This is a genomic window from Glycomyces sp. YM15 (assembly GCF_016918015.1).
GTDB lineage: Bacteria > Actinomycetota > Actinomycetes > Mycobacteriales > Micromonosporaceae > Glycomyces.
Window position 1 is genome coordinate 1 of sequence record NZ_JAERMK010000042.1, and the last position, 22,260, is coordinate 22,260.

The 22,260-nt window shown below is 70.0% G+C and carries 22 protein-coding genes, 2 pseudogenes and 1 riboswitch; of the genes and pseudogenes, 8 read left to right on the forward strand and 16 right to left on the reverse strand.

Going from position 1 to position 22,260, the window contains the following annotated elements; genetic code table 11:
* Nucleotides 1–114: 114 nt before the first annotated feature.
* The 11 genes and pseudogenes from JHY01_RS25325 to JHY01_RS25380 form a co-directional block, all read right to left on the reverse strand.
* Nucleotides 115–555, reverse strand: coding sequence for a hypothetical protein (locus JHY01_RS25325; RefSeq protein WP_205328511.1), 441 nt, complete (start codon nucleotides 553–555; stop codon nucleotides 115–117).
* 24 nt (nucleotides 556–579) lie between these two features.
* Nucleotides 580–1,116, reverse strand: a complete 537-nt coding sequence (locus JHY01_RS25330) for an EndoU domain-containing protein (RefSeq protein ID WP_205328512.1) — start codon at nucleotides 1,114–1,116, stop codon at nucleotides 580–582.
* Nucleotides 1,117–1,129: 13 nt separating this feature from the next.
* Entirely contained in the window at nucleotides 1,130–1,621 is a 492-nt protein-coding gene (locus JHY01_RS25335) for a hypothetical protein (protein ID WP_205328513.1), read from the reverse strand.
* Nucleotides 1,621–1,950, reverse strand: coding sequence for a hypothetical protein (locus JHY01_RS25340; protein WP_205328514.1), 330 nt, complete (start codon nucleotides 1,948–1,950; stop codon nucleotides 1,621–1,623). The genes JHY01_RS25335 and JHY01_RS25340 overlap by 1 nt, the downstream gene beginning before the upstream one ends.
* On the reverse strand, nucleotides 1,947–2,378 hold the full coding sequence (locus tag JHY01_RS27110; protein ID WP_240193250.1) for a YbaB/EbfC family nucleoid-associated protein: 432 nt from the start codon (nucleotides 2,376–2,378) through the stop codon (nucleotides 1,947–1,949). Before JHY01_RS27110 ends, JHY01_RS25340 begins: the two co-directional genes overlap by 4 nt.
* Before the next feature lie 119 nt (nucleotides 2,379–2,497).
* Nucleotides 2,498–3,719 (reverse strand): annotated as a pseudogene (locus JHY01_RS28250) (amidohydrolase family protein).
* A gap of 190 nt (nucleotides 3,720–3,909) precedes the next feature.
* Nucleotides 3,910–4,797 (reverse strand): succinate--CoA ligase subunit alpha, encoded by an 888-nt coding sequence (sucD, locus tag JHY01_RS25360; protein WP_205328517.1) that lies wholly within the window; start codon nucleotides 4,795–4,797, stop codon nucleotides 3,910–3,912.
* A 4-nt stretch (nucleotides 4,798–4,801) separates the two neighbouring features.
* Entirely contained in the window at nucleotides 4,802–5,980 is a 1,179-nt protein-coding gene (gene sucC, locus JHY01_RS25365) for an ADP-forming succinate--CoA ligase subunit beta (RefSeq protein ID WP_205328518.1), read from the reverse strand.
* A 598-nt stretch (nucleotides 5,981–6,578) separates the two neighbouring features.
* Nucleotides 6,579–7,025 carry a cobalamin B12-binding domain-containing protein gene (locus JHY01_RS25370; protein ID WP_205328519.1) on the reverse strand — a complete coding sequence of 149 codons (447 nt, stop codon included), beginning with the start codon at nucleotides 7,023–7,025 and terminating at the stop codon, nucleotides 6,579–6,581.
* Between the two features lie 115 nt (nucleotides 7,026–7,140).
* Entirely contained in the window at nucleotides 7,141–8,175 is a 1,035-nt protein-coding gene (locus JHY01_RS25375; RefSeq protein WP_205328520.1) for a hypothetical protein, read from the reverse strand.
* Between the two features lie 126 nt (nucleotides 8,176–8,301).
* Nucleotides 8,302–8,673, reverse strand: a complete 372-nt coding sequence (locus JHY01_RS25380) for a MarR family transcriptional regulator (protein ID WP_307814580.1) — start codon at nucleotides 8,671–8,673, stop codon at nucleotides 8,302–8,304.
* 140 nt (nucleotides 8,674–8,813) lie between these two features.
* Between JHY01_RS25380 and JHY01_RS25385 the strand changes: the two genes are divergently transcribed.
* Nucleotides 8,814–10,262, forward strand: coding sequence for an MFS transporter (locus JHY01_RS25385; protein WP_205328522.1), 1,449 nt, complete (start codon nucleotides 8,814–8,816; stop codon nucleotides 10,260–10,262).
* A 72-nt stretch (nucleotides 10,263–10,334) separates the two neighbouring features.
* Here the strand turns inward: JHY01_RS25385 and JHY01_RS25390 are convergent, their stop codons facing one another.
* The 3 genes from JHY01_RS25390 to JHY01_RS25400 are packed head-to-tail and all read right to left on the reverse strand — an operon-like array spanning nucleotide 10,335 to nucleotide 13,820.
* On the reverse strand, nucleotides 10,335–12,773 hold the full coding sequence (locus tag JHY01_RS25390) for an ABC transporter permease (RefSeq protein WP_205328523.1): 2,439 nt from the start codon (nucleotides 12,771–12,773) through the stop codon (nucleotides 10,335–10,337).
* A 55-nt stretch (nucleotides 12,774–12,828) separates the two neighbouring features.
* Nucleotides 12,829–13,596 carry an ABC transporter ATP-binding protein gene (locus JHY01_RS25395; protein ID WP_205328524.1) on the reverse strand — a complete coding sequence of 256 codons (768 nt, stop codon included), beginning with the start codon at nucleotides 13,594–13,596 and terminating at the stop codon, nucleotides 12,829–12,831.
* A complete protein-coding gene (locus JHY01_RS25400; RefSeq protein WP_205328525.1) occupies nucleotides 13,593–13,820 on the reverse strand; it encodes a hypothetical protein in 228 nt (75 codons plus the stop codon). Before JHY01_RS25400 ends, JHY01_RS25395 begins: the two co-directional genes overlap by 4 nt.
* A gap of 183 nt (nucleotides 13,821–14,003) precedes the next feature.
* On the opposite strand from JHY01_RS25400, the gene JHY01_RS25405 reads away from it, so the two are divergent.
* The 3 genes from JHY01_RS25405 (at nucleotide 14,004) to JHY01_RS25415 (ending at nucleotide 16,758) form a co-directional block, all read left to right on the forward strand.
* A complete protein-coding gene (locus JHY01_RS25405) occupies nucleotides 14,004–15,308 on the forward strand; it encodes a sensor domain-containing protein (RefSeq protein WP_307814581.1) in 1,305 nt (434 codons plus the stop codon).
* Entirely contained in the window at nucleotides 15,296–15,943 is a 648-nt protein-coding gene (locus JHY01_RS25410; RefSeq protein WP_205328526.1) for a response regulator transcription factor, read from the forward strand. The genes JHY01_RS25405 and JHY01_RS25410 overlap by 13 nt, the downstream gene beginning before the upstream one ends.
* A 104-nt stretch (nucleotides 15,944–16,047) precedes the next feature.
* A complete protein-coding gene (locus tag JHY01_RS25415) occupies nucleotides 16,048–16,758 on the forward strand; it encodes an MIP/aquaporin family protein (protein ID WP_205328527.1) in 711 nt (236 codons plus the stop codon).
* Between the two features lie 49 nt (nucleotides 16,759–16,807).
* Here JHY01_RS25415 and JHY01_RS25420 read toward each other — a convergent pair whose 3' ends face one another.
* Nucleotides 16,808–17,245 (reverse strand): thermonuclease family protein, encoded by a 438-nt coding sequence (locus tag JHY01_RS25420; protein WP_205328528.1) that lies wholly within the window; start codon nucleotides 17,243–17,245, stop codon nucleotides 16,808–16,810.
* A 184-nt stretch (nucleotides 17,246–17,429) separates the two neighbouring features.
* On the opposite strand from JHY01_RS25420, the gene JHY01_RS25425 reads away from it, so the two are divergent.
* Nucleotides 17,430–18,725 (forward strand): DUF6350 family protein, encoded by a 1,296-nt coding sequence (locus JHY01_RS25425; protein ID WP_205328529.1) that lies wholly within the window; start codon nucleotides 17,430–17,432, stop codon nucleotides 18,723–18,725.
* Nucleotide 18,726: 1 nt separating this feature from the next.
* Entirely contained in the window at nucleotides 18,727–19,350 is a 624-nt protein-coding gene (gene purN, locus JHY01_RS25430; RefSeq protein ID WP_205328530.1) for a phosphoribosylglycinamide formyltransferase, read from the forward strand.
* A 26-nt stretch (nucleotides 19,351–19,376) separates the two neighbouring features.
* On the opposite strand, the gene JHY01_RS25435 is transcribed toward purN, so the two are convergent.
* Nucleotides 19,377–19,709, reverse strand: a complete 333-nt coding sequence (locus JHY01_RS25435) for a hypothetical protein (protein WP_205328531.1) — start codon at nucleotides 19,707–19,709, stop codon at nucleotides 19,377–19,379.
* Nucleotides 19,710–19,849: 140 nt separating this feature from the next.
* Between JHY01_RS25435 and JHY01_RS27115 the strand changes: the two are divergent.
* A pseudogene (locus JHY01_RS27115) lies at nucleotides 19,850–20,218 on the forward strand (VanZ family protein); the annotation flags it as partial.
* Between the two features lie 85 nt (nucleotides 20,219–20,303).
* Nucleotides 20,304–20,467: riboswitch (ZMP/ZTP riboswitch) on the forward strand.
* A 26-nt stretch (nucleotides 20,468–20,493) separates the two neighbouring features.
* Entirely contained in the window at nucleotides 20,494–22,035 is a 1,542-nt protein-coding gene (gene purH / locus JHY01_RS25445) for a bifunctional phosphoribosylaminoimidazolecarboxamide formyltransferase/IMP cyclohydrolase (RefSeq protein ID WP_205328532.1), read from the forward strand.
* Nucleotides 22,036–22,260: the final 225 nt, after the last annotated feature.

Here is a 22,260-nt window from a genome sequence, read left to right on the forward strand (position 1 = left end):
GGCGCGAGGCGGCGAGCGGCCACAAGGTCGCCTGCCACTTCGACCTCTGACGGCGAACGAGAAGGCGCGGACGGCATTTGCCGTCCGCGCCTTCAACGTTCAGCCGATAGGAAGCTATTCCGAACCTTGGGTCGGAATTCCCAGTCTGCCACGATACGGGTGCGGGCGTTTCCAAGTCGACTCCCACAGGTGCAGTTCGCCGTGGAGGCGCGGAAGGTCGGGGCGGTAGACCCGGACCGCCCCTGGCGGGAGTGGCCGGGACAGGAGCAGCACCGCGAATTGTTCAAGGGCCTCAAGGGCGATGTTGAACGGCACCTCAACCCGGCGGTCGTCGAGGAAGAGGTGCTGGACGATCACTGACTGCTTGGTGATCACCGCGCTGTGTACCTCGCCCGGATAGACCTCGCGGGCCGATCGGCCCGTTGCGACGTCGTCGAACATCTGGAGCGCGTCGAGGCAGCGCGCGAAGCTGTAGTTGATGTCGAGTTGAAGGAACGCGGCATAGATGGCGTAGGGGCCGTAGTCCTCGATATCGATCGACCCGGTCTCGTCCACGAAGATTCTCATTCGGTCGCCTTCCTACGGCTGGTCGAAGCTTGGGAATCCGTGACCGATGTTGCCGGTCGACGGATCGTACCAGCCTTCGATCTTGACCACCTTGCCGTTGTCGTCGGTGTAACTGCCGGTCCAGGTGCCCTTGTCGGGGTTCTTGGTCGAGCCTTCGAACGCATTCGAGGTGGCGCTGTCGACCTTCTCGGCCGACCAATGGTCGGGAAAGAACGCGCTGGTGCCGTCACCCTGCTTCGGAATGTAATCGGGCGGGGGACTGCCGTTCTCGAACTCGACCTTGCCGGAGTAGACGCCGTTGGGATGCGTTTCAGAGATCTCGGTGGTGCGGCGGCCCGCGTGGTCCTCGCCGCCTGGTCGGTGGTGGTAGCCGCTGCCGTAGCGTTCGCCGGTCTCGCGGTTGGTCTTGATCTCGCCGCGTTGCTGGTGGTTGAGTTCCTTGCCGCGCATCTGGCTGCCCCGACCGGGGCGCGCCTTGAACTTGTCGAGGAACTTCACGGCGAGTTTGATCGGGGTGGCCCCGGCACCGCCTGACTTCTTCTTGGCCATTGGTCGGGGTTCCCTAAGCGACGAGCTGGAAGACGGCCTCTTGGATGAGGTTGCCGACGACGGTGCGGGCGAGCTGCTGGAAGATGGGGATCTGCAGCAGCGAGGCGCCGAAGGTCACCGCGGCTTCGGCGATCGCCAAAGCGATCTGGACCGCCAAGATCACCAGCTGAACGATCACCATGATCTTCAGGCAAAGGACGATGATCGCGCAGACGATCAAGCCCACCCCGGCGATCATGGCGCCGACAGCGCCGTTCTCGATGACCTTTCTGGGACTGTCCTCGCCCTCCCACCAGGTCTTGAACGCGTCGATGTCCTTGCCCACCTGGTCGGTCCACGCCTGCGCGGACGCCATCGCGGCGTCGGCGCCGACATCCTGGAGGTCCCCGCCGAAGTCGAGCCAGCTCTGGCCGAACTCCATGAGGTGAGACTCATCGGACTCCGGATAGTCGTATCCGAGCATGCTGAGGACGGAGATGAGCTCGGAGGGAAGCTGAAGCCCCATCAGGAACCACCCAGTTCGGAGGACAACTGCGTGAAGATCTGTGCGATCTCATTGTCGGCGTTCAGGTGCTGGGTCGCGAAGTCGCGCACGTCGAAGCCGGCGTCCGCGATCCCCTGGGCCGCATCCTGGAAGCACTCCCTGGCCCACTCGAAGACCTCGGTGTGCGCCTGCTCGATGAGGCCGCCGATCTCGTCGCCTCCACAGGCGGCCGTGACGCCTTCGATGCTACCTGCGAAACGGTCGACGGCGGCGAAGAAGCTCTCTGCGACGGCTTCGAGCGCCTGCCCCGCGCCGTCGAGCGAGTCCGGGTCGATCTGCAGATTCGTCATCGGTCAAGGCCCTTCGCTTCGGAGGCGGTGCGGACGATCTTCGCCTGCGAGTCCACCAAAGTTGACATGAACGAGGAGAGTTGGCGCATCGACTGCTGCTGGATCTCCTCGACCTTCTCGTTGAGCGCGGCCAGATCGATGGCACCCGGAAGCCCGGCCTGCTCCCGAGCCGCGTCGAGCGCGGCGTTGACGCCCTTGGTGATCTCCTCGCTCAAGACCTCGACACCGAGCCGGGCCGAGCGGGGATCGACGAGTTCCACCGAGACCTTGCCGGCCAGGGTCGCGGCCACGCGGATCATGCCCTCGGCGACTTCCACCTCGACCGTCTGGTTACCGGCCTCCTGCTGCGCGCGTTGACCGTCCTGCGCGACATGGAGTGCCTTGGTGAGGGCATCGGTGATGCCGGATGCGTCAGGCGCAGTGCTCATGAAACTCCTCGGAGACGTCTTGGCGCAGGTGGCCCCGCAGAACTCCTCGAAGTTATCAGGCCAATGCCAATGCTGCGATTCACGGAAGATCCATGGAGTCGGGTGCCGGCCGGTTGATGTCAGAGGCGGTTGGACTTGCTCGTGCCGTCCTGCATGATCAGCTTCAGGTTCGCCTCCGGGTCGGTGAGAACCGCGAGGTCTTCGAGCGGGTCGCCTTCCACGACGAGGAGGTCGGCGAGTGCGCCCGGGACGACCTGCCCGAGGCGGCCCTCCTCGCCGAGGAGCTTCGCGGCGGTGACGGTGGCGGAGCGGATGACGTCGGCGGCGGGTATGACGGCTCCGCGGATCGTGAACTCCTCCAACTGGTGTCGGCGCATGCCGCCGAGGAGGTCGGAGCCGTAGCAGAGGTTGACGCCCGCGCGGTGGGCCGTTTCCAGGGCGCGGAGGCCCGCGTCGAGGACGATGGGGTTCTTGGCGATGCTCTCGGCGGGGAGCCCGTGCCGGGCGCCCTCGGCGGCCATGCGCTGGTAGGTCACCAAGGTGGGCACCAGGAACGCGTCGTGCTCCAGGAACAGTTCGATGCTGGTCTCGTCGATGAGGTTGCCGTGCTCGATGGATCGGACCCCCGCCGTGAGGCCGCGGTTGACGGCCCGCGCGGTGTAGGCGTGCCCGGCGACGTACCGGTTGGCGGCCTCGGCTTCCTCGACGACCGCGCGGATCTCCTCGAGCGAGAACTGCGTCGAGTCGATCCTGTCGGTCGGTGAGGCGACGCCGCCGGAGAGCATGATCTTGACGTGGAACGCGCCGGTGCGCAGCTGTTCCCTTGCGGCCCTGCGGACCTCGTCGACGCCGTCGCAGACGGTGCTCAGGTCGGGGCAGCACCGGTGGTCCTCGCGCACCCTGCGGCCGCGCGGGCGGCCGTCGCCGTGCCCGCCGGTAGAGCGCCTTGCCGCCGAAGTAGAGGCGCGGGCCTTCGATCACGCCTTCGGCGAGGGCCTCGTGCAGCCCGAAGTCCGCGCCGCCGGGGTCGCGAACGGTGGTGAAGCCGCGGTGCAGCATCTCCCGCATCTCGTTGGCGGCCTTGAGCGCCACGTAGGCGGGCGACTCGTCGGCCAGTCCGGCGAGGTTCGCGGTGTGGGCGTTGACGTGCGCGTGGCAGTCGATGAGCCCGGGCATGAGGGTCTTGCCGGCGAGGTCGACCACCCGGGCGTCGGGCGCTTCGAGGTCGGGTCCGACGGCGGCGATCGCATTGCCGCGCACCAGCACGCGCTGGTCGCGGATCAGTGCCCCGGCGGCGGTGTCGAGCACGGCGGCCCGCTCGAACAGCACGGTCTCGGTCATCGGCTTCTCCCAACGCGACTCGGCGGCCCAACTGGCCGCACGGCTAGTGCACGCACCAATATGCCCGATCGAGGACGCGGCTCGGCGGGTGAGGTCGGCCGTGAGCGTGGCGGCACGCCGGTTCCGGGCCCGCTGTACGCGCGAGGGCCGGACGGTCGCACCGTCCGGCCCTCGCGTCGCTATGCGTCCCTTAGAGGTTCTCGATGACCTCGCGCATGAGGCGCGCGGTCTCGCTCGGGGTCTTGCCGACCTTGACGCCGGCGGCCTCGAGGGCCTCCTTCTTCGACTCGGCGGTGCCGGCCGAACCGGAGATGATGGCGCCCGCGTGGCCCATCGTCTTGCCCTCGGGGGCGGTGAAACCGGCGATGTAGCCGACGACCGGCTTCGTCACGTGGCTCTTGATGTACTCGGCCGCGCGCTCTTCGGCGTCGCCGCCGATCTCGCCGATCATGACGATCGCCTTGGTCTCCGGGTCCTCTTCGAACGCCTTGAGGCAGTCGATGTGGGTGGTCCCGATGACCGGGTCGCCGCCGATGCCGACGGAGGTCGAGAAGCCGAGGTCCCGCAGCTCGTACATGAGCTGGTAGGTCAGCGTGCCCGACTTGGAGACGAGGCCGATGGGGCCCGCGCCGGTGATGTCGGCCGGAGTGATGCCCGCGTTCGACTTGCCGGGGGAGGCGATGCCGGGGCAGTTCGGGCCCACGATGCGGGTCTTGTTGCCCTTGGCCTCGGCGTAGTTCCAGAAGGTCACGGAGTCGTGCACCGGGATGCCCTCGGTGATGACGATCGCGACCTCGATCTCGGCGTCGATCGCCTCGATCACGGCGGACTTGCAGAACGCCGGGGGCACGAACACGACGGAGGTGTTCGCGCCGGTCTCGGCGATGGCCTCGGCCACGGTGGCGAACACCGGCAGGCTCACGCCGTCGACGTCGACCTTGGTGCCGGCCTTGCGCGGGTTGACGCCGCCCACGATCTCGGTGCCGGCCTTGAGCATGCGGCGGGTGTGCTTCATGCCTTCGGAGCCGGTCATGCCCTGGACGATGACCTTGGAGTTCTCGTTGAGGAAGATCGCCATTGGACTAGGCCCCCTTGTTCGCGAGCTCGGCGGCCTTGTCGGCCGCGGCGTCCATGGTCTCGACCACGGTGATGAGCGGGTGGTTCGCCTCGGCCAGGATCTGGCGTCCGGCCTCGGCGTTGTTGCCGTCGATGCGGGCGACGAGCGGCTTGGTGACGTCCTCGCCGCGGTCGGCGAGGGTCTTGAGGGCGCCGAGGATGCCGTTGGCGACCTCGTCGCAGGCGGTGATGCCACCGAAGATGTTCACGAACACGCTCTTGACCTGCGGGTCGGACAGGACCACTTCGAGGCCGTTCGCCATCACGGCGGCAGAGGCGCCGCCGCCGATGTCGAGGAAGTTCGCGGGCTTGACGCCGCCGTGGTTCTCCCCGGCGTACGACACGACGTCGAGGGTGGACATGACGAGCCCGGCGCCGTTGCCGATGATGCCGACGGAGCCGTCGAGTTTCACGTAGTTCAGGCCGGAGTCCTTGGCGCGCTGCTCGAGCGGGTCCACGGCCGACTTGTCCTCGAACTCGGCGTTCTCGGGGTGGCGGAAGTCCGCGTTCTCGTCCAGGGTGACCTTCGCGTCGAGCGCGAGGATCTTGCCCTCGGGCGTGCGCACGAGCGGGTTGACCTCGACGAGCGTCGCGTCCTCGGACACGAACGCGACCCACAGCTTGACGAACACGTCGACGAGCTGGTCGCGCAGGTCCTCGGGGAACCCGGCCTTGGTGACGATGTCGTCCGCGATCTCCGGGGTGACGCCGACGCCGGCGTCGATCGGGAGCTTCACGACCTTCTCGGGCGCGGTGTGCGCGACCTCTTCGATCTCCATGCCGCCCGCGGTCGAGGCGATGCACAGGAAGGTGCGGTTCGCCCGGTCGAGGAGGTAGGAGAAGTAGTACTCCTCGTCGATGTCGGCGGTCACGGTGAGCATGACCTTCTCGACGGTGTGGCCCTTGATGTCCATGCCGAGGATGTTCGTGGCGTGGGTCTTGACCTCGTCGACGTTGTCGGCGAGTTTGACGCCGCCCGCCTTGCCTCGGCCGCCGACCTTCACCTGTGCTTTGACGACCACCCGGTCACCGAGGCGCTCAGCGAGCTCCACGGCCTCCTGCGTGGTGGTGGCGACGCCGCCGTCCAGTACCGGCACGTTGTGCCGGGCGAACAGTGCGCGGCCCTGGTATTCGTACAGATCCACTGTAGAGTCCGCTCCACTAGCTAGTCTTCTTTGACCGGACGGCCTGGCCGCCCCGCCGGTGGGCGGGGTCTGGGTACAGGTGCCCGTTCTCGCAGGGTAACCCTTAGCGAGTGGGCGTGGCCTGCGACGGGCGACCGGTGTGACGAGATCGAAGATCGCACGGGAGGCGCGACGGATCGTGCGCTCGGTGAAGCGGGGCGGACGCATCCTGAGGCCGGGCGTGCCGCGGGATGCGGGGCATAGAGGCGGGGACCGGACGCACCCCTCAGGCGTCCGGTCCCCTTAGCGAGAATCAAGCCCACCCCTCAAAGGCTTGACTCCCTTAGGCACGATGCCCTATCGCCACCCCTCAATCGACAGGGCATCGGCAGTTTGTGGCACAGCTCTATGAACCGTGCGATATTGCCGCGATCCGGCCGGAAGTGAACTTCCGGTGCCGCGGCGGCCTTTCTCAATAGCGGCCTTATCGAGCCGCTGCCGATGCGTCTTCCGCCGTATTCCACTGCGTCCGACACTATTAAGAACGAGGGCGCTCGCGGCCGGTTACGGTCTTCTCAGAGAATTTTTTGGGCCCGCCGTTTTCGCAGGTGGATGCCTGTCATACGGCTGCGGGACGGCCCTGATCGGGTGAGGCCACTCCGGGTGACGGAACATGCTCGCGCACCCATTCGGCGATCACCTGCGTCGAGGCGCCGGGGCCGAATATCGCGGCCACTCCGGCCTCGCGCAGTTGCGCCGCGTCCTCGTCGGGAATGATGCCGCCGCCGAAGACGATGATGTCGCGAGCGTTCGCCTCGTCGAGTAGTCGCAGCACTCGCGGGAACAGCGTCATATGCGCGCCGGAGAGAATGCTCAGGCCGATCGCGTCGGCGTCCTCGGCGAGTGCGGTGGCGACGACCTGCTCGGGGGAGTTGTGCAGGCCGGTGTAGACGACCTCCATGCCCGCGTCGCGCAGTGCCCGCGCCACGACCTTCGCGCCCCGGTCGTGCCCGTCGAGCCCGACTTTCGCGACGACCACCCTGATCGGTGTGCCGGTAGCGGACATAGATGTACCTCCTCGTACAGGAGGCCGCGGCACCCACGGCGCTCTTGGCGAACCGTGCGTGCCGCGGCCGTTGCTTACGAGTGAGCTTAGTCGCGTCCGGTGTGAGGCGGTAGTGCTAACCGCCGTAGGGGGCCTGCGGCGGCTGCTGGCCCTGCTGCGGGTAGCCCGGCGGCGGCGGCGGGTACGCGCCCGGCTGCTGCTGGGGCTGCTGCGGCTGGCCGTAGCCGGGAGGCGGCTGCTGCCCGTACTGCTGCTGCGGCTGCTGCGGGTACCCGGCGGGCGGGTAGCCGCCCGCCATGGCCGGGGCGCCCTTGATGAAGTCCTTGACCGCCTGGTCCTTGAAGTAGATGAAGGACGCGTACCCGAGGACGCCGGCGAGGATGAGGCTCTGGATGAGGCTGATCGCGCCGAGGGCGGGGAAGATCGCCATCGTTCCGAAGGACGTGAAGATGCCGATGATCGAGAAGCCCGCGCCGATCATGATGAGCACGATGCCGGTCATGCGCAGGCCACCGGAGGTGATCTTGCCCTTCGGCAGCGCCCAGCCGTACCAGCCCCATGCGGCGGCGAACAGGATGCCGATGACGGCGAAGCCCGCACCCAGCGGGTTCATCGCGATGGAGATGATGTTGGCGAGCAGGCCGAGGCCTGCGGCGATCAGCACCATGAGGCCGATGCGCTTGATGCCGTCGGGCGCTTCGCCCTGCGGGACACCGGTCTGCGCCTGCGGGTAGCCCGGCTGCTGCTGCGGCGGCGGGCCCGGGAAGGGCTGCGGCTGCTGGCCGTAGGGCTGCTGCGGGGCCTGGGGCTGCGGGATCTGGCCGCTGCCGAGCGGGTTCGACTGCGGCGGCTGCGAGCCGGGCTGGAAGCCGGTCTGCGAGCCGCCCTGCTGCGGCATGACGGTGGTCTCGGCGAACGAGGCGACGTTCGGATCCGCAGGTCCGGTCGGGTTGCCGAGCGGCGAAGGCGGCGGAGGCGGGGTCGATGCACCGGCCGGTGCGCCGCCCTGGCGCTGGATCTTCATCGTGCGGTCGAGGCCGGACTCGTCGCCGGACGGGGCGGGCGCCGGGGCGCCGCCTGCGGCGCCGGGCTTCAGCTTGAAGGTGCCGCCGTCATCGTCGTCGGGTCGTTCGTTCTCTGGGGGAGTCATTGCATCCACGCTCCACGGGCCGGATCGGTTGTGACTGCTCTCGCGTTCACCATACCGACCGAGGCCGGGGGTCGGGGAAAGCCGTCCAGCCCGTAGCGGGAACGCCACGCGCCCAGAGGCACTGCGCTAGGAGCAGGCCTCGGCGCGCTTGGAGGAGCCCGGGTCGGTGAGGTGCTTGACGAGGACGGCCCGGTGGGTGGGTTTGGCGGCCTCGAAGCGCTCGCGGCCCGAGGGGGTGAGCATGAGGAAGTTGGCGCGGCGGTCGAAGTCGCAGGCCGCGCGCGTCACGAGCCCGGCCTTCTCCAGGCGGGTGACGGTGCGGGAGAGGGCGCTCTGGCTGAGGTACATCTCCGCTTCGATGTCCTTCATCTTCGCCTTGCCCCCGGCCTGATCGCCGCAGGTGCGGCCCAGGATCAGCAGCACCTCGAACTCGCTGAGCCCCAGTTCGTGGCGGGACTGCAGCTCGTTCTCGAGCTCGCACGATGTGTTGTGGTACACGCGCAGTGTTTCAGACCACTTGGCGCATACGTCTACGTCTGATCCAGCCTCCATGACCAGGAGATTACCATGTCAAGGCATTTAATGTCCACTCATTAGATGTGTTGACATCCAATGCGCGTGCATGTAAGTTTCTCGGCATGACGATCACCGAGAACCAACCCCGCACCACCGCACTCCCCGACACCCCTGATCCCGAATCACACGCCCCGAGCAGATGGGGACCAAAGCTCTGGGCCGTGCTGTTCGTCGCCGGCCTCGCGATGTTCCTCGACGCGCTCGACGTCTCCATGGTCGGCGTCGCGCTCCCGTCCATCGGCGCCGAACTCGGCCTCGAGACCAGCTCGCTGCAGTGGATCGTCAACGGCTACATCCTCGGCTACGGCGGCCTGCTCCTCCTGGGCGGACGCATGGCCGACCTGCTCGGCCGCCGCCAGGTCTTCCTGACCGCGCTCGTCGTCTTCGGCATCGCCTCGCTCGTCGGCGGCCTCGTCGACAACGAGGGCCTCCTCATCGCCTCGCGCATCGTCAAGGGCGTCGCCGCCGCGTTCACCGCCCCGGCCGCGCTCTCGATCATCACCACCACGTTCAAGGAAGGCCACGACCGCAACAAGGCGCTGTCGATCTTCACCGTCTTCGGCGCCACCGGCTACGCCTCGGGCCTCATCGCCTCCGGCCTGCTCACCAGCATCGACTGGCGACTGACCTTCTACGTGCCGACCGTCGTCGTCGCGGGCGTCGTCATCGCCGCCTTCTTCGTGGTCCCCAAGACCTCCGACCGCGAACGCGGCTCGATCGACTTCGCCGGCACCGTGACGCTCACCGGCGGCATGCTCGCCGCCGTCTACACGATCGTCACCGCCCCCGAGACCGGGTTCACGCCGCTCGTCACCACCACCACGATCGCGGCCGTCGCCCTGCTCGGCGCGTTCTTCGTCATCGAGAACAAGGTGGCCCACCCGCTGGTCCGCCTGAGCATCTTCAAGGTCAAGTCGATCGTGCGGGCCAACCTGGCCGCGCTCGCGATCTTCGGCTCCTACATCAGCTTCCAGACGATCGTGTCCCTGTACCTGCAGAACACGCTCCAGTGGGAGCCGATCCAGATGGCGCTCGCCCTGGCCCCGGCCGGCATCATCGTCGCCTTCCTCTCGCCGAGCGCCGGCAAGTTCATCGACCGCTACGGCACCAAGTCGATGATCATCGCCGCGTTGAGCTCCTTCGTCCTCGGCTACCTGTGGTTCATCCTGCGCGGCGGCAACCCCGAGCCGAACTACTTCGCCGACTACCTGCCCTCGTTCCTGCTCCTCGGCCTCGGGTTCGCCATCGGCTTCTCCGCGGTCATGGTGCAGGCCACCGAAGGCATCGCGGACGACGAGCAGGGCCTGGCCTCCGGCCTGGTCCAGACCTCCGGCCAGATCGGCGGCGCGGTCGTCCTGGCGATCGTCACGGGCCTGATCTCCGGGGGCGTCGCCACTGACCTCGACCAGTACCGGCCCGGCCTCTACATGGTGACCGTGGTCGCGATCGTCGGCCTCCTCGCCAGCGCCACCGCGCTGCTGGGCCGCCGCACCGCGGTCGAAGCCGCCTGACCCCAGAGCAACACCCGCGCAGTGGGGGCCGCCAATCTCGGCGGCCCCCAAGGCGTTTCCTGGTGTTCCGGCTTATTCGGCGGCCGCCACCAGCGTGGTGAGCGGCAGCTTGAGCGCCTTGCGGGTCGGGATCGCGATGGCGGCGCTCGCGACGAGTGCGGTGAGGGCGGCGACGGCGGGGACCACCCACAGCGGTCCCTGCGGCCAGGGCTCGCCGAGGAAGACCAGGCTCAGCAGTGTCATCGGCAGTACCGAGACGGCGAGTCCGGCCCCGATCGCCAAGGCGCACAGGAACCGCGTCTCCCGACGCATCATGGCCCGCACTTGGCGCGGAGTCGCGCCGGCCGCGCGCAGGCCCGCGAACTCGCCTCTTCTGCGGGCGGTGGCGGCGACGAGGCTGTTGGCGGCGCCGAGCATGACGTAGCCGCACAGCACGAGCGTCACCATCACGTTGAGCCACTGGTCGGGGGTCATCCCGGTGGCCGTGTACGGGACCGTCGCGCCCGCCTCGACGGCGAGTCCCGGGGCGGCGGCGGCCCATGCCGCCACGGCCGCTTCGTCTCCGGTGGCGAGCGCGGCGTCGTAGAAGCGCGGCCCGGCGTGGCCGGTGACGAGGTCGGCGGCGAGCACTACGGTCCCGAATCCGAAGCCGCGCCCGTAGGTCGCGGCGACTTCGGCGTCCACCCGGGTGCCGTCGGCGAGGATCAGGCCGATCGTGTCGCCGACGTCGGCGCCCCAGACGCGGGCGGTCGCGGCGTCGAGGGCGACGGCGTCGCCGGTGAGGTCCGCCAGGTCGCCGTCCCGCGGGTCGAGGTCGGCCACCTGCTCGATCCCGGGGCTGAAGGCGAACGCCGGGATCGGATCGGCCGCTTCGTCGCCCGCGAGGTCGTAGGTGCGCAGCACGGTGGTCTCGATGACGCCGACAGCGGCCTCGACACCGCTCTCGCGGTCGAGCGCGGCGAGGTCGTCGGCGCTGATCGGGCCGGTGACGGTGGCGTCCGCCCTTGCACCGTCGGCGATCTCGGCGGCGGCGGTCTCGCTGAACGTGGACTGGGCGGACACCTGCGTGATCGTGAGGCCCACGGCCAGCGCCAGCACCCCGGCGGCCCCGGCGGTCCGCCGGGCGTAGGCCCGGCTGTTGTTGGCCGCCAGCCATGAGACCGCGGTCTCGGAGCGCCGCTTGGTGAATCGGAGTGCGACCCGGACGATGGCGGGTCCGGCCAAGGCGAGGCCGACGACGGCGGTGAGCGTGGAGGTCGCCGCTGAGGCGAACGCGGCCTCGCCGGGGACGAACAGCGGCATCAGCGACTGCGTCAGCGCCATGGCGAAGACCAGGAGGCCGATGCCGGTGCGGACGCGGCCGGGTTCGCGCGGCTCGATCCGGGATTCGGCGACGGCGGCGGTGGCCGGGACCCGGGAGGCGCGCATGGAGGCGGCGCGCGCGGCGATCTGCACGGTCGCCAGCAGGAGCGCCGCGGCGATGAGTCCGCTGATCGGAGTCATCGCGACCGGCAGGCCCTCCGGCATCGTCCCGGATTCGGCGAGGAACGCCGTGAACCGTTCGGCGAGTAGGTATCCGACGGCGATGCCGGGCACGAGTCCGAAGGCGGCGACGATGGTCGCCTGGGCGGCGACGAGCCGCCGCACCTGGCGCGGGGTGGCGCCGACCGCTCGCAGCAGTGCGAGGTCCCGGCGCTGGCCGGCGACCGAGACGCTGATCGCGCCGCCGGTGATGAAGCCGACGAGCAGCACGATGGTGGAGGCCAGGGCGATGGCCAGTTCGAGGAGTTCGCTGCGGGCGGTGCCTCCCGCGAGGGTCTCGGCGTCGCCGCGCGCCTCGCCGGTGACGACTTCGAACCCGGTGCCGGACAAGGCGGTTCGGAGGTCGGCGGCGACGGTCTCGGTGTCCGCGGCGACGTCGACGGCGATGAGGTCGGCCTGGCCTTCGCCGTGCCCGGCGAGGGCGCGCGCGGTCGCCGCGTCCGTGTAGAGGCCCTGCCCGGGCAGGTCGGCGACGGCACTGGCGGTGTATTCGGCGGTGCCGTTCGCGGTGGTGAGGGTGATGCCGTCGCCGGGGCCCAGCCCTGCCGCCTCGGCGGTCTCGGCGTCGAGGACGATCTCGCCGGTGCCGGGCGCGGGAGTGGAGGCGTCGAAGAGCGCGGCGGTGTCCCAGCTGTGGCCTTCGATCACGGTGCCCGCGGCGTTGCCCCCGTCGAGTCGCGCGGTGAACGTGAAGTCGGCGGCCGCGCCCGCGACGCCCGGCACCGCGGCGATGTCGGCGGCAAGATCGGCCGGGAGCGTCTGGCGTTCGGGGAAGGGAATGTCGGGGTCCTCGACCACGGGATGGCGCTGCGGGGCCGAGACGAGGATCTCGGCCTCGGCGAGCCGCTCGGGCGCGAGGTGGGAACCCAGGCCGGTCTCGCCGACGACGGCAGTGGCGGTGACCATGGCGGCCCCGCCGAACACCGCGCAGGCGACGGCGATGAGGCTGGTGATCCGGTTGCGGGCCATACTGATCGACGGTCCGGCCATGGTGAGCCGACCGTGCGGGGGCGCGGGACGCAATTCAGCGCCCCCGAAGTCCGGTGAAGATCGCGGTGAGCTGCTCCGCGCTCGCCCCGCGCAGGTAGTGCTCGATGCGGCCGTCCGCGACCACCGCGGTGGCGTGCGCGCGGGCGGCGGCGGCCGGGTCGTGGGTGACCATGACCACGGTCTGCCCGTAGTCGTCCACGAGCTCCCGCAGCAGGTCAAGGACCTCGGCGGCCGTGTCCAGGTCGAGCGCCCCCGTCGGCTCGTCCGCGAACACCACCTCCGGGCGGGCCGCGAGTGAACGCGCGATCGCCGCCCGCTGCTGCTGGCCGCCCGAGAGCTCCCCGGGTCGCCGGTGCAGCAGGTCCGCGATGCCCACGCGCTCGACCAGGTCGCGGAGCCAGCGCTGGTCCGCCGGCGCCCCGGCGAGCCGCAGCGGCAGCGTCAGGTTCTCCTCCACGCTCAATGACGGCAGCAGGTTGTACGACTGGAACACGAACCCGATCCGGCTGCGCCGCAACCGGGTCCGCTGGTTCTCGCTGAGCTTCGCGATCGCCGTGCCGCCGATGCGGACCTCCCCGGAAGTCGGCGTGTCGAGCCCCGCCGCGCAGTGCAGCAGCGTCGACTTGCCCGACCCGGAGGGACCCATGAGCGCCAGGAACGAACCGCGCCGCACCTCGAGCGAGACGCGGTCGAGCGCGGTGTGGGCGCCGTCGTAGGTCTTCGTGACGTCGCGCAGCAGCAGCGCCGGAGGCCTCCCGATGTCGGAGTGCAGGTCGGGCCGGACGGCGGCGAGTGTGCTCATCGGCGGCTCCTCCGGTTCTTCACGGCGCGGACGATGAGGGCGACGGCGCAGGCCAGCGCGATCGCCCCGAACGGGAAGGCGAGCAGCGGCAGCCCGACGGCCTGCAGCCCGGTGTTCAGGACGGCGCCGGCGACGAGGCCGGTCCACAGCACGACGCTCATGATCGTGAAGTGGCCGACGCTCTGCCGCGGCGGCGGTTCGGTGATGCGGTACTGCTCGTTCATGGCGCTGCCTTCCAACGGGATCGGTTGAGAAGAACGCTATGGCGAAACGCCCTGCGGCCCAATGCGGCTGGCTTGCCGATTCACAGTGGGGCCTGGTGCAGGCCCGGTGGTACAGCCAGCGCTACCGACGATCGCGAAAGCGCCGGGTAGCTTTCAAGATCGACTCGGCGAAGGGGGTGCACAGTGCGCGAACGCATGCGGCGGGCGAAGTCGTGGATCGACGCCCAGCTGCGCCCCGAAGGGGAGACCGCGGACCTCTGGGCGCTGCTCCTCGCGTCCCTCCGCGCCACCGGATACGGCATCGTCGGGGCCGGGTTCGCGTTCCTCGCGCTCTACACGATCCCGCTGCTCCTGCTCACGGCCGTGCTCGCGTTCCTCGGTGTCGGCCGCTTCCTCATCCGTCCGATGGCCCGCTGGGTGCGCACCATCGCCGGGCTCGAACGCGGCCGGCTGCGCCGCCTCGGCCACGAGGTGAAGACCCCCTACCTCGGGCCGTACATCGACGCGCCGCGCAACTTCCGGGAGCTCAGGGCCGACCCGAGCGTGCGCCGCGACCTGCTCTGGCTCGTCATCCACGGCACGTGGGGCCTCCTCCTCGGCGCGCTGCTCCTGCAGATGCCGTTCACCGCCGTCCACGACGTCACGTACCCGGTGTGGTGGTACTTCGCGCCCGACTCCGAGCAGAACATCCTCAACGGCATGGTCGAGGCCGAGACCGCGACCGCCGCGCTCCTCGGCTGCGCCACCGGCGTCGCCGTGTTCGTGCTGTGGATCCTCTTCGGCACCAAGCTCCTCGAACTCCAGACCAGACCGGGCCTGACGCTCCTCGTCCCCGACCCGGGCATGGACCTCTCCGAGAAGGTCGCCCGGCTCACCGCCACCCGCGCCGCCGCCCTCGACGCGCACGCCGTCGAGCTGCGCCGCATCGAACGGGCCCTGCACGACGGCGCGCAGAACCGCATCGTCGGCGTCAACGTGCTCATCGGCGCGGCCCGCCGCGAGATCCGCCGCGACCCGGCCCGCGCCGACCAGATCCTCGAACGCGCCCAGGACACCGTCGAGGGCGCGCTCGCCGAGCTGCGGGCCGTCGTCCGCTCGATCCTGCCGCCGGTCCTGGAGGACCGCGGCCTCGCCGGGGCACTGAGCGCGCTGGCCTCGGACTGCGCCGTCCCGTGCACGCTCGAAGTGGACGTGGAGGGCCGGTGCCCGGCGAGCGTCGAGGCCACCGCGTACTTCGTGGTCGCCGAGTCGCTCACGAACGTGGCCAAGCACTCTCGCGCGTCCAGTGCCTCGGTGGAGGTGCGGCGCAGGGGGAATACGCTCACCGTGGTCGTGTCCGACGACGGCCGGGGCGGCGCCGACGCCGCCTCGGGTTCGGGACTCGCGGGGATCGCGCGCCGCGTGGAGGCGCTGGACGGGACCGTCGCCGTGCAGAGCCCCGCGGGCGGGCCGACAGAGATCAGAGTGGAGCTGCCATGCGGATCGTGATCGCCGAGGACGACTTCCTCCTGCGGGAGGGCCTGAACCTGGTGCTGCAGGGGGAGGGCTTCGAGGTCGTGGCCACCGTGGGCGGGCCGGAGGAGTTCCTCGCCGCCGTGGAGGAGCACCGGCCCGAGATCGCGGTCGTGGACGTGCGGATGCCGCCGAGCCACACCGATGAGGGCATCAAGGCGGCCGTGGCCGCCCGCCGCGCCCACCCGGGTCTGGCGGTGCTCGTGCTCTCGGCCTATGTGGAGCAGAGTTTCGCCACCGATCTCCTCGCGGACGGTGCGCGCAGCGTCGGCTACCTGCTGAAGGAACGCGTCGGCAGGGTGGACGCGTTCGTGGAGGCCCTGCACCGGGTCGCCCAGGGCGGCACGGCGATCGACCCCGAGGTGGTCGCGCAGCTGTTCGCGCAGCGCCGCGCCGACGATCCGGTGGAGCGGTTGACGCCGCGCGAGAAGGAGGTCCTGTCGGTCATGGCCGAGGGCCTCGGCAACCAGGCGATCGCGCAGCGGCTCTTCATCACCGAGAACGCCGTCCACAAGCACATCCGCAACATCTTCCTCAAGCTCGACCTCACTCCGGACGACCAGACCGACCGCCGTGTGGCGGCCGTCCTGCACTACCTGGAGCGCTCCTGAGCGCGCCGACCGATCCGTCCGAAATGGTCGAAACCTGCGCATGACCTCGTGATTCCTGCGACGCTCGAAGGCGAACGTGAGGAAGCGGCATCGAGGGGGACGACATGCGCGAATTCTGGGCCGAGCTGCTGGGCACCTTCTGCCTGGTGTTCTTCGCCGTCGGATCGGCGGTCTACGGCATCGAGACGATCGGCTTCGTCGGCGTCGCCCTCGCGTTCGGGCTGGTGCTGCTCGCACTCGCCTACGCGCTCGGGCCCGTCTCGGGCTGCCACGTCAACCCGGCGGTCACCCTCGGTGCGTTCCTCGCGAAGCGGATCGACACCACGACGGCCGTGAAGTACTGGATCGCGCAGTTCATCGGCGGCATCGCCGGTGCGGCGATGCTCAAGTTCATGACCACCGTGGGCGACGTCGCCGACCAGACGGGGGTGCTCGGCGCGAACGACTACGGCACCACCGTCAACCTGACCGGCGCGATCGTCATCGAGGTCCTGCTGACGTTCCTGCTGGTCTTCACCGTTCTCGCCGTCACCAGCAACCGGGGCGAGACGCCCCTCGCGGGCGCGGCCATCGGCCTGGTGCTGGCGATCATCCACCTCGTGGGCATCCCGCTCACGGGCACGTCGGTCAACCCGGCCCGCTCGTTCGGCCCGGCGCTGTTCGCCGGGGGCGAGCCGCTCGCGCACGTGTGGGTGTTCCTCCTGGCGCCGCTGGTAGGCGGCGCTCTCGCGGCGGTACTCCAGTCGTGGCTGTACGCCCATGAACGCAAGGGCGCGGTCGTCGAAGCCCATAAGCTGGCGACCGCCGAATCCTAGAGCGGCGCCGACGGGCACTCCCTTCGCCGAGGGGGTGCCCGTCCGCGTGTCAGTCGTGGACCGCCGAGCCCCACATGCCGCGGCGCTCGGCCTTCGCGAGCTTCTCGGCCTTGCGCAGCGTGTCGCCGATGACGAGCTCCTGGTGGCGCAGGATGTACGTGTGCGCCATGCCCTCCGCGACCGCGAGGACCGCGTAGTTCATGCCGTTCTCCATGACCACGTGCATGAGCAGCCGGTCGTACTGGTCGCGGGAGGGATCGCCGGGGTCGCTGAAGAGATGCACGGTGCGGCCCTCGAGCTTCTGCTTGGCGTAGATCTTCGCCTCGGCGCCCCAGTCCTCCTCCTCGCGGAAGCCGCCGGACTCGGGGGAGTTGATCCCCATGATGCGCACGCGGACCTTCTCGCCGTCGATGACGGCGCGGAACGTGTCCCCGTCGACCACGTCGACCACGTCCACCGTCGCGTAGAAGTCGCCCGGACCTTCCATGTGGTGCCTCCTCCCGGCCGGCCCCAGCAGCCGGACGTTTCGTTGCCATCCTCGCATTCCGAAGCCGTGGACGGGAACCGTCCTCCACGTGCCCGGCTGTGACAGACTGGTCGGCGTGGAGCGACGACCGAACCGACGCCCTGGCAGAGCAGGGTCCGCGCAGCGGGAGACCGTTCGCATCAGCGTGTCAGGTGACGGTTCCGCTGTAGAGGCCCTCCCTCATGAGCGCGCCACCGAAGTGGTCGACACGGCCGCGTATGCCCGGCGCGCCAAGGCGAAACGCCCGCGAGCGCTCCTCGCCTCCGCCCTCGCCACGACGCTGTGGGCGACCACCGTGGTCGTCACGCCGATCCTCGTGATCGTCATCCTCGGCTGGTGGCAGGCCGGAGCGGAAGGCTCGGTCGCCCACGTCGCCGCGGCCGCCGGGGTCGCGTGGCTCTCCGGGCACGGCGTGCCCGTCGACATCGGAGCGATCCACCTCAGCGTCGCCCCGCTCGCGCTCACCGTCCTCGTCTTCTGGCGGCTCGCCAAGGCCGCCGCCGGGACCACGCGCGCGATCGGCGGCCGTGACGCCGCCGCCGTGCGCGCCGCCGCCGGGCTCATCACGATCCTCTACACCGGACTCGTCGCCGGCGCCGCCGCCCTGTGCACCACCGGGCCCTTCGCCGTGGACCTGCTGCCCGCGCTCCTGCACGCGGTGCCGCTCGTCGCCGCCGCCACCGCCTACGGCGCCGCCCGCGAAGCCGGGGTCCTGCCCTGGGACACCGCCTCGGTGTGGCTGCGGCGCGGCCTGCGCACCGGCATGATCACCGCCGGGGCCCTGCTCGCCTGCGGCGCGGCCGCCACCGGCGTCGCGTTCGCCGTGCGAGGCCCGGTCGTCGCGGACACCTTGGGGCTCTACGGCGCCGAGTCCTGGATCGTCGCGCTGCTCAGCCTGCTGTACCTGCCGAACTGCGCCGTCTGGGCCGCCGCCTACATCACCGGGCCCGGCTTCGCCGTCGGTGCGGGCACCGCCGTGCAGGCCTCGATGGCCGAGCTCGGCCCGCTCCCGGCCTTCCCCGTCTTCGCGGCCGTCCCGAACGCGCCCCTGCCCTCTTACGCCACCATCCTCATCGGACTCCCGCTGATGCTCGCGGCCGTCTTCGGCGTCATCCTCACCTACCGCTCCCCGGACCTGCGCGTCCCACGCGTCACCACCGCCGCGACCGTGGCGGCCGGGACCGCAGCCGGTACCCTCGGCGTCCTCGCCTACCTCTCCGGAGGCGCGGCGGGCGTCAACCTCATGGCCGACCTCGGGCCCGACCCGCTCGCCGTCACCGGCATCGCCGCCGTCCAGTTCCTCATCGGCCTCCTCGGCGCCGCCCTCATCGCCCGCCTCTTCGCCGTCCACCGCCGCGCCGCCGAGGCCGAGCTGGTGCGGAGGGACACGGTGGTCATCCCCGAACCCGCGCCGAACCGCGACGACGCGTTACCGTACTGACGTGACCTCTGCAGATGCATCGCCGAAGCGACTCGTCGTCCTCGTCTCCGGCTCCGGCTCCAACCTCCAGGCCCTCATCGACGCCTGCGCCGACCCCGCCTACGGGGCCGAGGTCGTCGCCGTCGGCGCCGACCGCGAGGGCACCTTCGGGGTCGAACGCGCGCAGAAGGCCGGCATCCCCACCTTCGTCCACCGCGTCAAGGACCACCCCGACCGCGACGCCTGGGACCGCGCGCTCACCGAAGAGGTCGCCTCCTACGAGCCCGACATCGTCGTCTCCGCCGGGTTCCTCAAGCTCTGCGGCCCGCGCTTCCTCGACCGGTTCCCCGGCCGCTACATCAACACCCACAATTCGCTGCTCCCGGCCTTCCCGGGCATGAACGGCCCGGGCGAGGCCCTCGCCGCGGGCGTCAAACTCGCGGGCGCGACCCTCTTCATCTGCGACGCCGGGGTCGACACCGGCCCGATCATCGCCCAGTGCGCGGTCCCGGTCGAGGACGACGACACCGTCGAGACCCTCACCGAGCGCATCAAGGAAGCCGAACGCGCCCAACTGGTCGCCTCGGTCGGCCGCATGGTCCGCGACGGCTGGAAGGTCGAAGGCCACCGAGTCCGACTCGGCTGACCTGGCGAAACATCGTCGATACTGGGCTAGGCGGTGCCTGGAGGAACCACCCGTTCGGTGGGTTGGCCCGTCACTTCGGCGATGGTTTCGAAATCGCGGTCGTAGCGCAGGACCGTCAAGCCTTCACGATCGGCGACGACGCACACGAGCAGATCCGGCAGGGAAGCGCACCGATGGGTGCCACGTGCGGTGAGTTCGCCCTGCAAATCGAGTGCGACTCGCCACGAGCTGTCTCCCATGGTCACCCAAGGGAAGGTGGCGATGAATTCGCTCTTGATCGCGTCGCGGTCGGAGCGAGGTTCTTCGCCGAGTACAGCAGCTCGTATTCGGCGCGTCGTCAGCTTTCCTCGCAGCGGCAAGCTCGGCTAGGGTTCCGAGCATGACCGCTCCGCACGCCATCAATGCGCTCGAAACCACCACGGTCTTTGCGTCGATCGCCCTGGTGCCGTTGGGTCTGCTCGCCGCTTGGGTGCTCGCGGACGTTCGGATCCGGCGCGGGATGCCGGGCCGGATCGCGTGGCGTCACTCCGTCGCCGAGGCCGGGGCCGTGGCCGGAACGCTGCCCTGGCTGTTCCTCGTGCTCACGCCTCGCGGCGGCGACGGCGGCGTGCAGCTGGTCCCGTTCGCGGACCTCGCGGATCTCGCCGCCGCCGACCCCCGCACCATCGTCGAGCAGCTGGTCGGCAACATGCTCCTGTTCTTCCTCGCCGGGCTCTTCGTGCCGCTCCGCTTCCGCGTCGGCCTCCTCGCGGTCCTCCTCGGCGGGGCACTCGGGGCGGCGCTCGTCGAGACCGCGCAGTACGCGTTCGGCACCGGCCGCGTCGCCTCCGTCGACGACGTCCTCCTCAACGCCCTGGGCGCGCTCCTCGGCGCGCTGGCGTCCATGCGCTGGTGGCGGGCTTCACGGCGCCGCGAAGCGGCCGGTGAGGCCGCCCCGGCGGCCGTGTTAGTCTCGGAAGCGTCGCGACTGGCGAGTGACGTCTTTCGAGGTTTCCCGTGGCACGGACCGGGCAGCTCGTTGTTGAGGGGGAACCTTCTGAGACGTTCGCAGGTGGAGCACCACCAGGGAGCGGCACTGCTGAACCTGTTACTGCGGTCGAACGCCTGGGCCGCAGTCATTAGACAACCAGGAGCAGTGCATTCATGTCCGAGCGGAAGCGCATTCAGCGAGCCCTCATCTCAGTGTTCGACAAGACCGGCGTCGTCGAACTCGCAGCCGACCTCCACAAAGCGGGCGTATCGCTCGTGTCCACGGGCTCGACCGCCGCGCGGATCGCCGAGGCCGGCATCCCCGTCACCAAGGTCGAAGACCTCACCGGATTCCCCGAGATCCTCGACGACCGCGTGAAGACCCTCCACCCGAAGGTCCACGCCGGGATGCTCGCGGACGTGCGCCGCGAATCCCATCGCGAGCAGCTCGAGGAGCTCGGCATCGAGGCGTTCGACCTCTTCGTCGGCAACCTCTACCCGTTCCAGGACACCGTCGCCTCCGGCGCGGGCTTCGACGACATCGTCGAGAAGATCGATGTCGGCGGACCGTCCATGACGCGCGGCGCCGCGAAGAACCACGCCAACGTCGCGGTCGTCGTCGACCCCGCCGACTACGACCTGGTGCGCACCGCCGCCGTTGAGGGCACCACCGCCGCTGAGCGGCTTCGCCTGGCCGCCAAGGCCTTCGCGCACCTCGCGACCTATGACGCGGCCGTCGCCTCATGGCTCGCCGAGCAATCGACGGAAGCCGAGCTGCCGGACTTCCAGGCCGTCCCGATGACCAAGCTCGCGGACCTCCGCTACGGCGAGAACCCGCACCAGGCCGCCGCCGTGTACGCGGCCCCCGGCGCGGCCGGACTCGCTCAGGCCGAGCAGCTGCACGGCAAGGCCATGAGCTTCAACAACTACACCGACACGGACGCCGCCTGGCGCGCCGCGCACGACTTCTCCGAGCCGTGCGTCGCGATCATCAAGCACGCCAACCCGTGCGGCATCGCCGTCGGCGACTCGATCGCCGCCGCCCACCGCGCCGCGCACGAATGCGACCCGGTGAGCGCCTTCGGCGGCGTGATCGCCGCCAACGGCGAGATCGACGCCGAGGCCGCCGCGCAGATCGCGGAGATCTTCACCGAGGTCGTCGTCGCGCCCTCGTTCACCGATCAGGCGATCGAAATCCTCTCGGCGAAGAAGAACATCCGGCTCCTCCGCGCCCCCGAATGGGTCCCGGCCGACCTGGAGCTCAAGCCGATCTCAGGCGGTGTGCTCGCGCAGCGCCCCGACCGCATCGACGCCGACGGCGACGACCCCGCGAACTGGACCCTCGCCACGGGCGACGCCGCCGACGAAGCGACCCTCGCCGATCTCGCCTTCGCTTGGCGCGCAGTGCGTTCAGTGAAGTCGAACGCGATCCTGCTCGCTTCCGGCGGCGCCTCGGTCGGCGTCGGCATGGGCCAGGTCAACCGCGTCGACTCCGCGAAGCTCGCGGTCGAGCGCGCGGGCGAGCGGGCCACCGGATCGGTCGCGTCCTCCGACGCGTTCTTCCCGTTCGCCGACGGCCTGCAGATCCTCATCGACGGCGGCGTCAAAGCCGTCGTGCAACCCGGCGGATCGCTCCGCGACCAAGAGGTCATCGCCGCCGCCAAGGAAGCCGGCATCACGATGTACCTGACCGGCACCAGGCACTTCACTCACTAAGCAAGGCACACACCGACGAAGGACGTGCGTGCGGCAAAGTGCGCAGTGCGCAGTGCGCACGAGCAGAACGCTGAGCGGCCGAGAGGGCCGCGCGGGCCGGCGGATTCTAGGGGTGGTTGCAACACTGCTGGTTATTCGCTGGTGTGGATGAGTTTAGCGAGGCGCTCGGCTGGGGTTTCCCAGGCGAGCGTTTTGCGTGGGCGTCCGTTGAGTTCGGCGGCGACG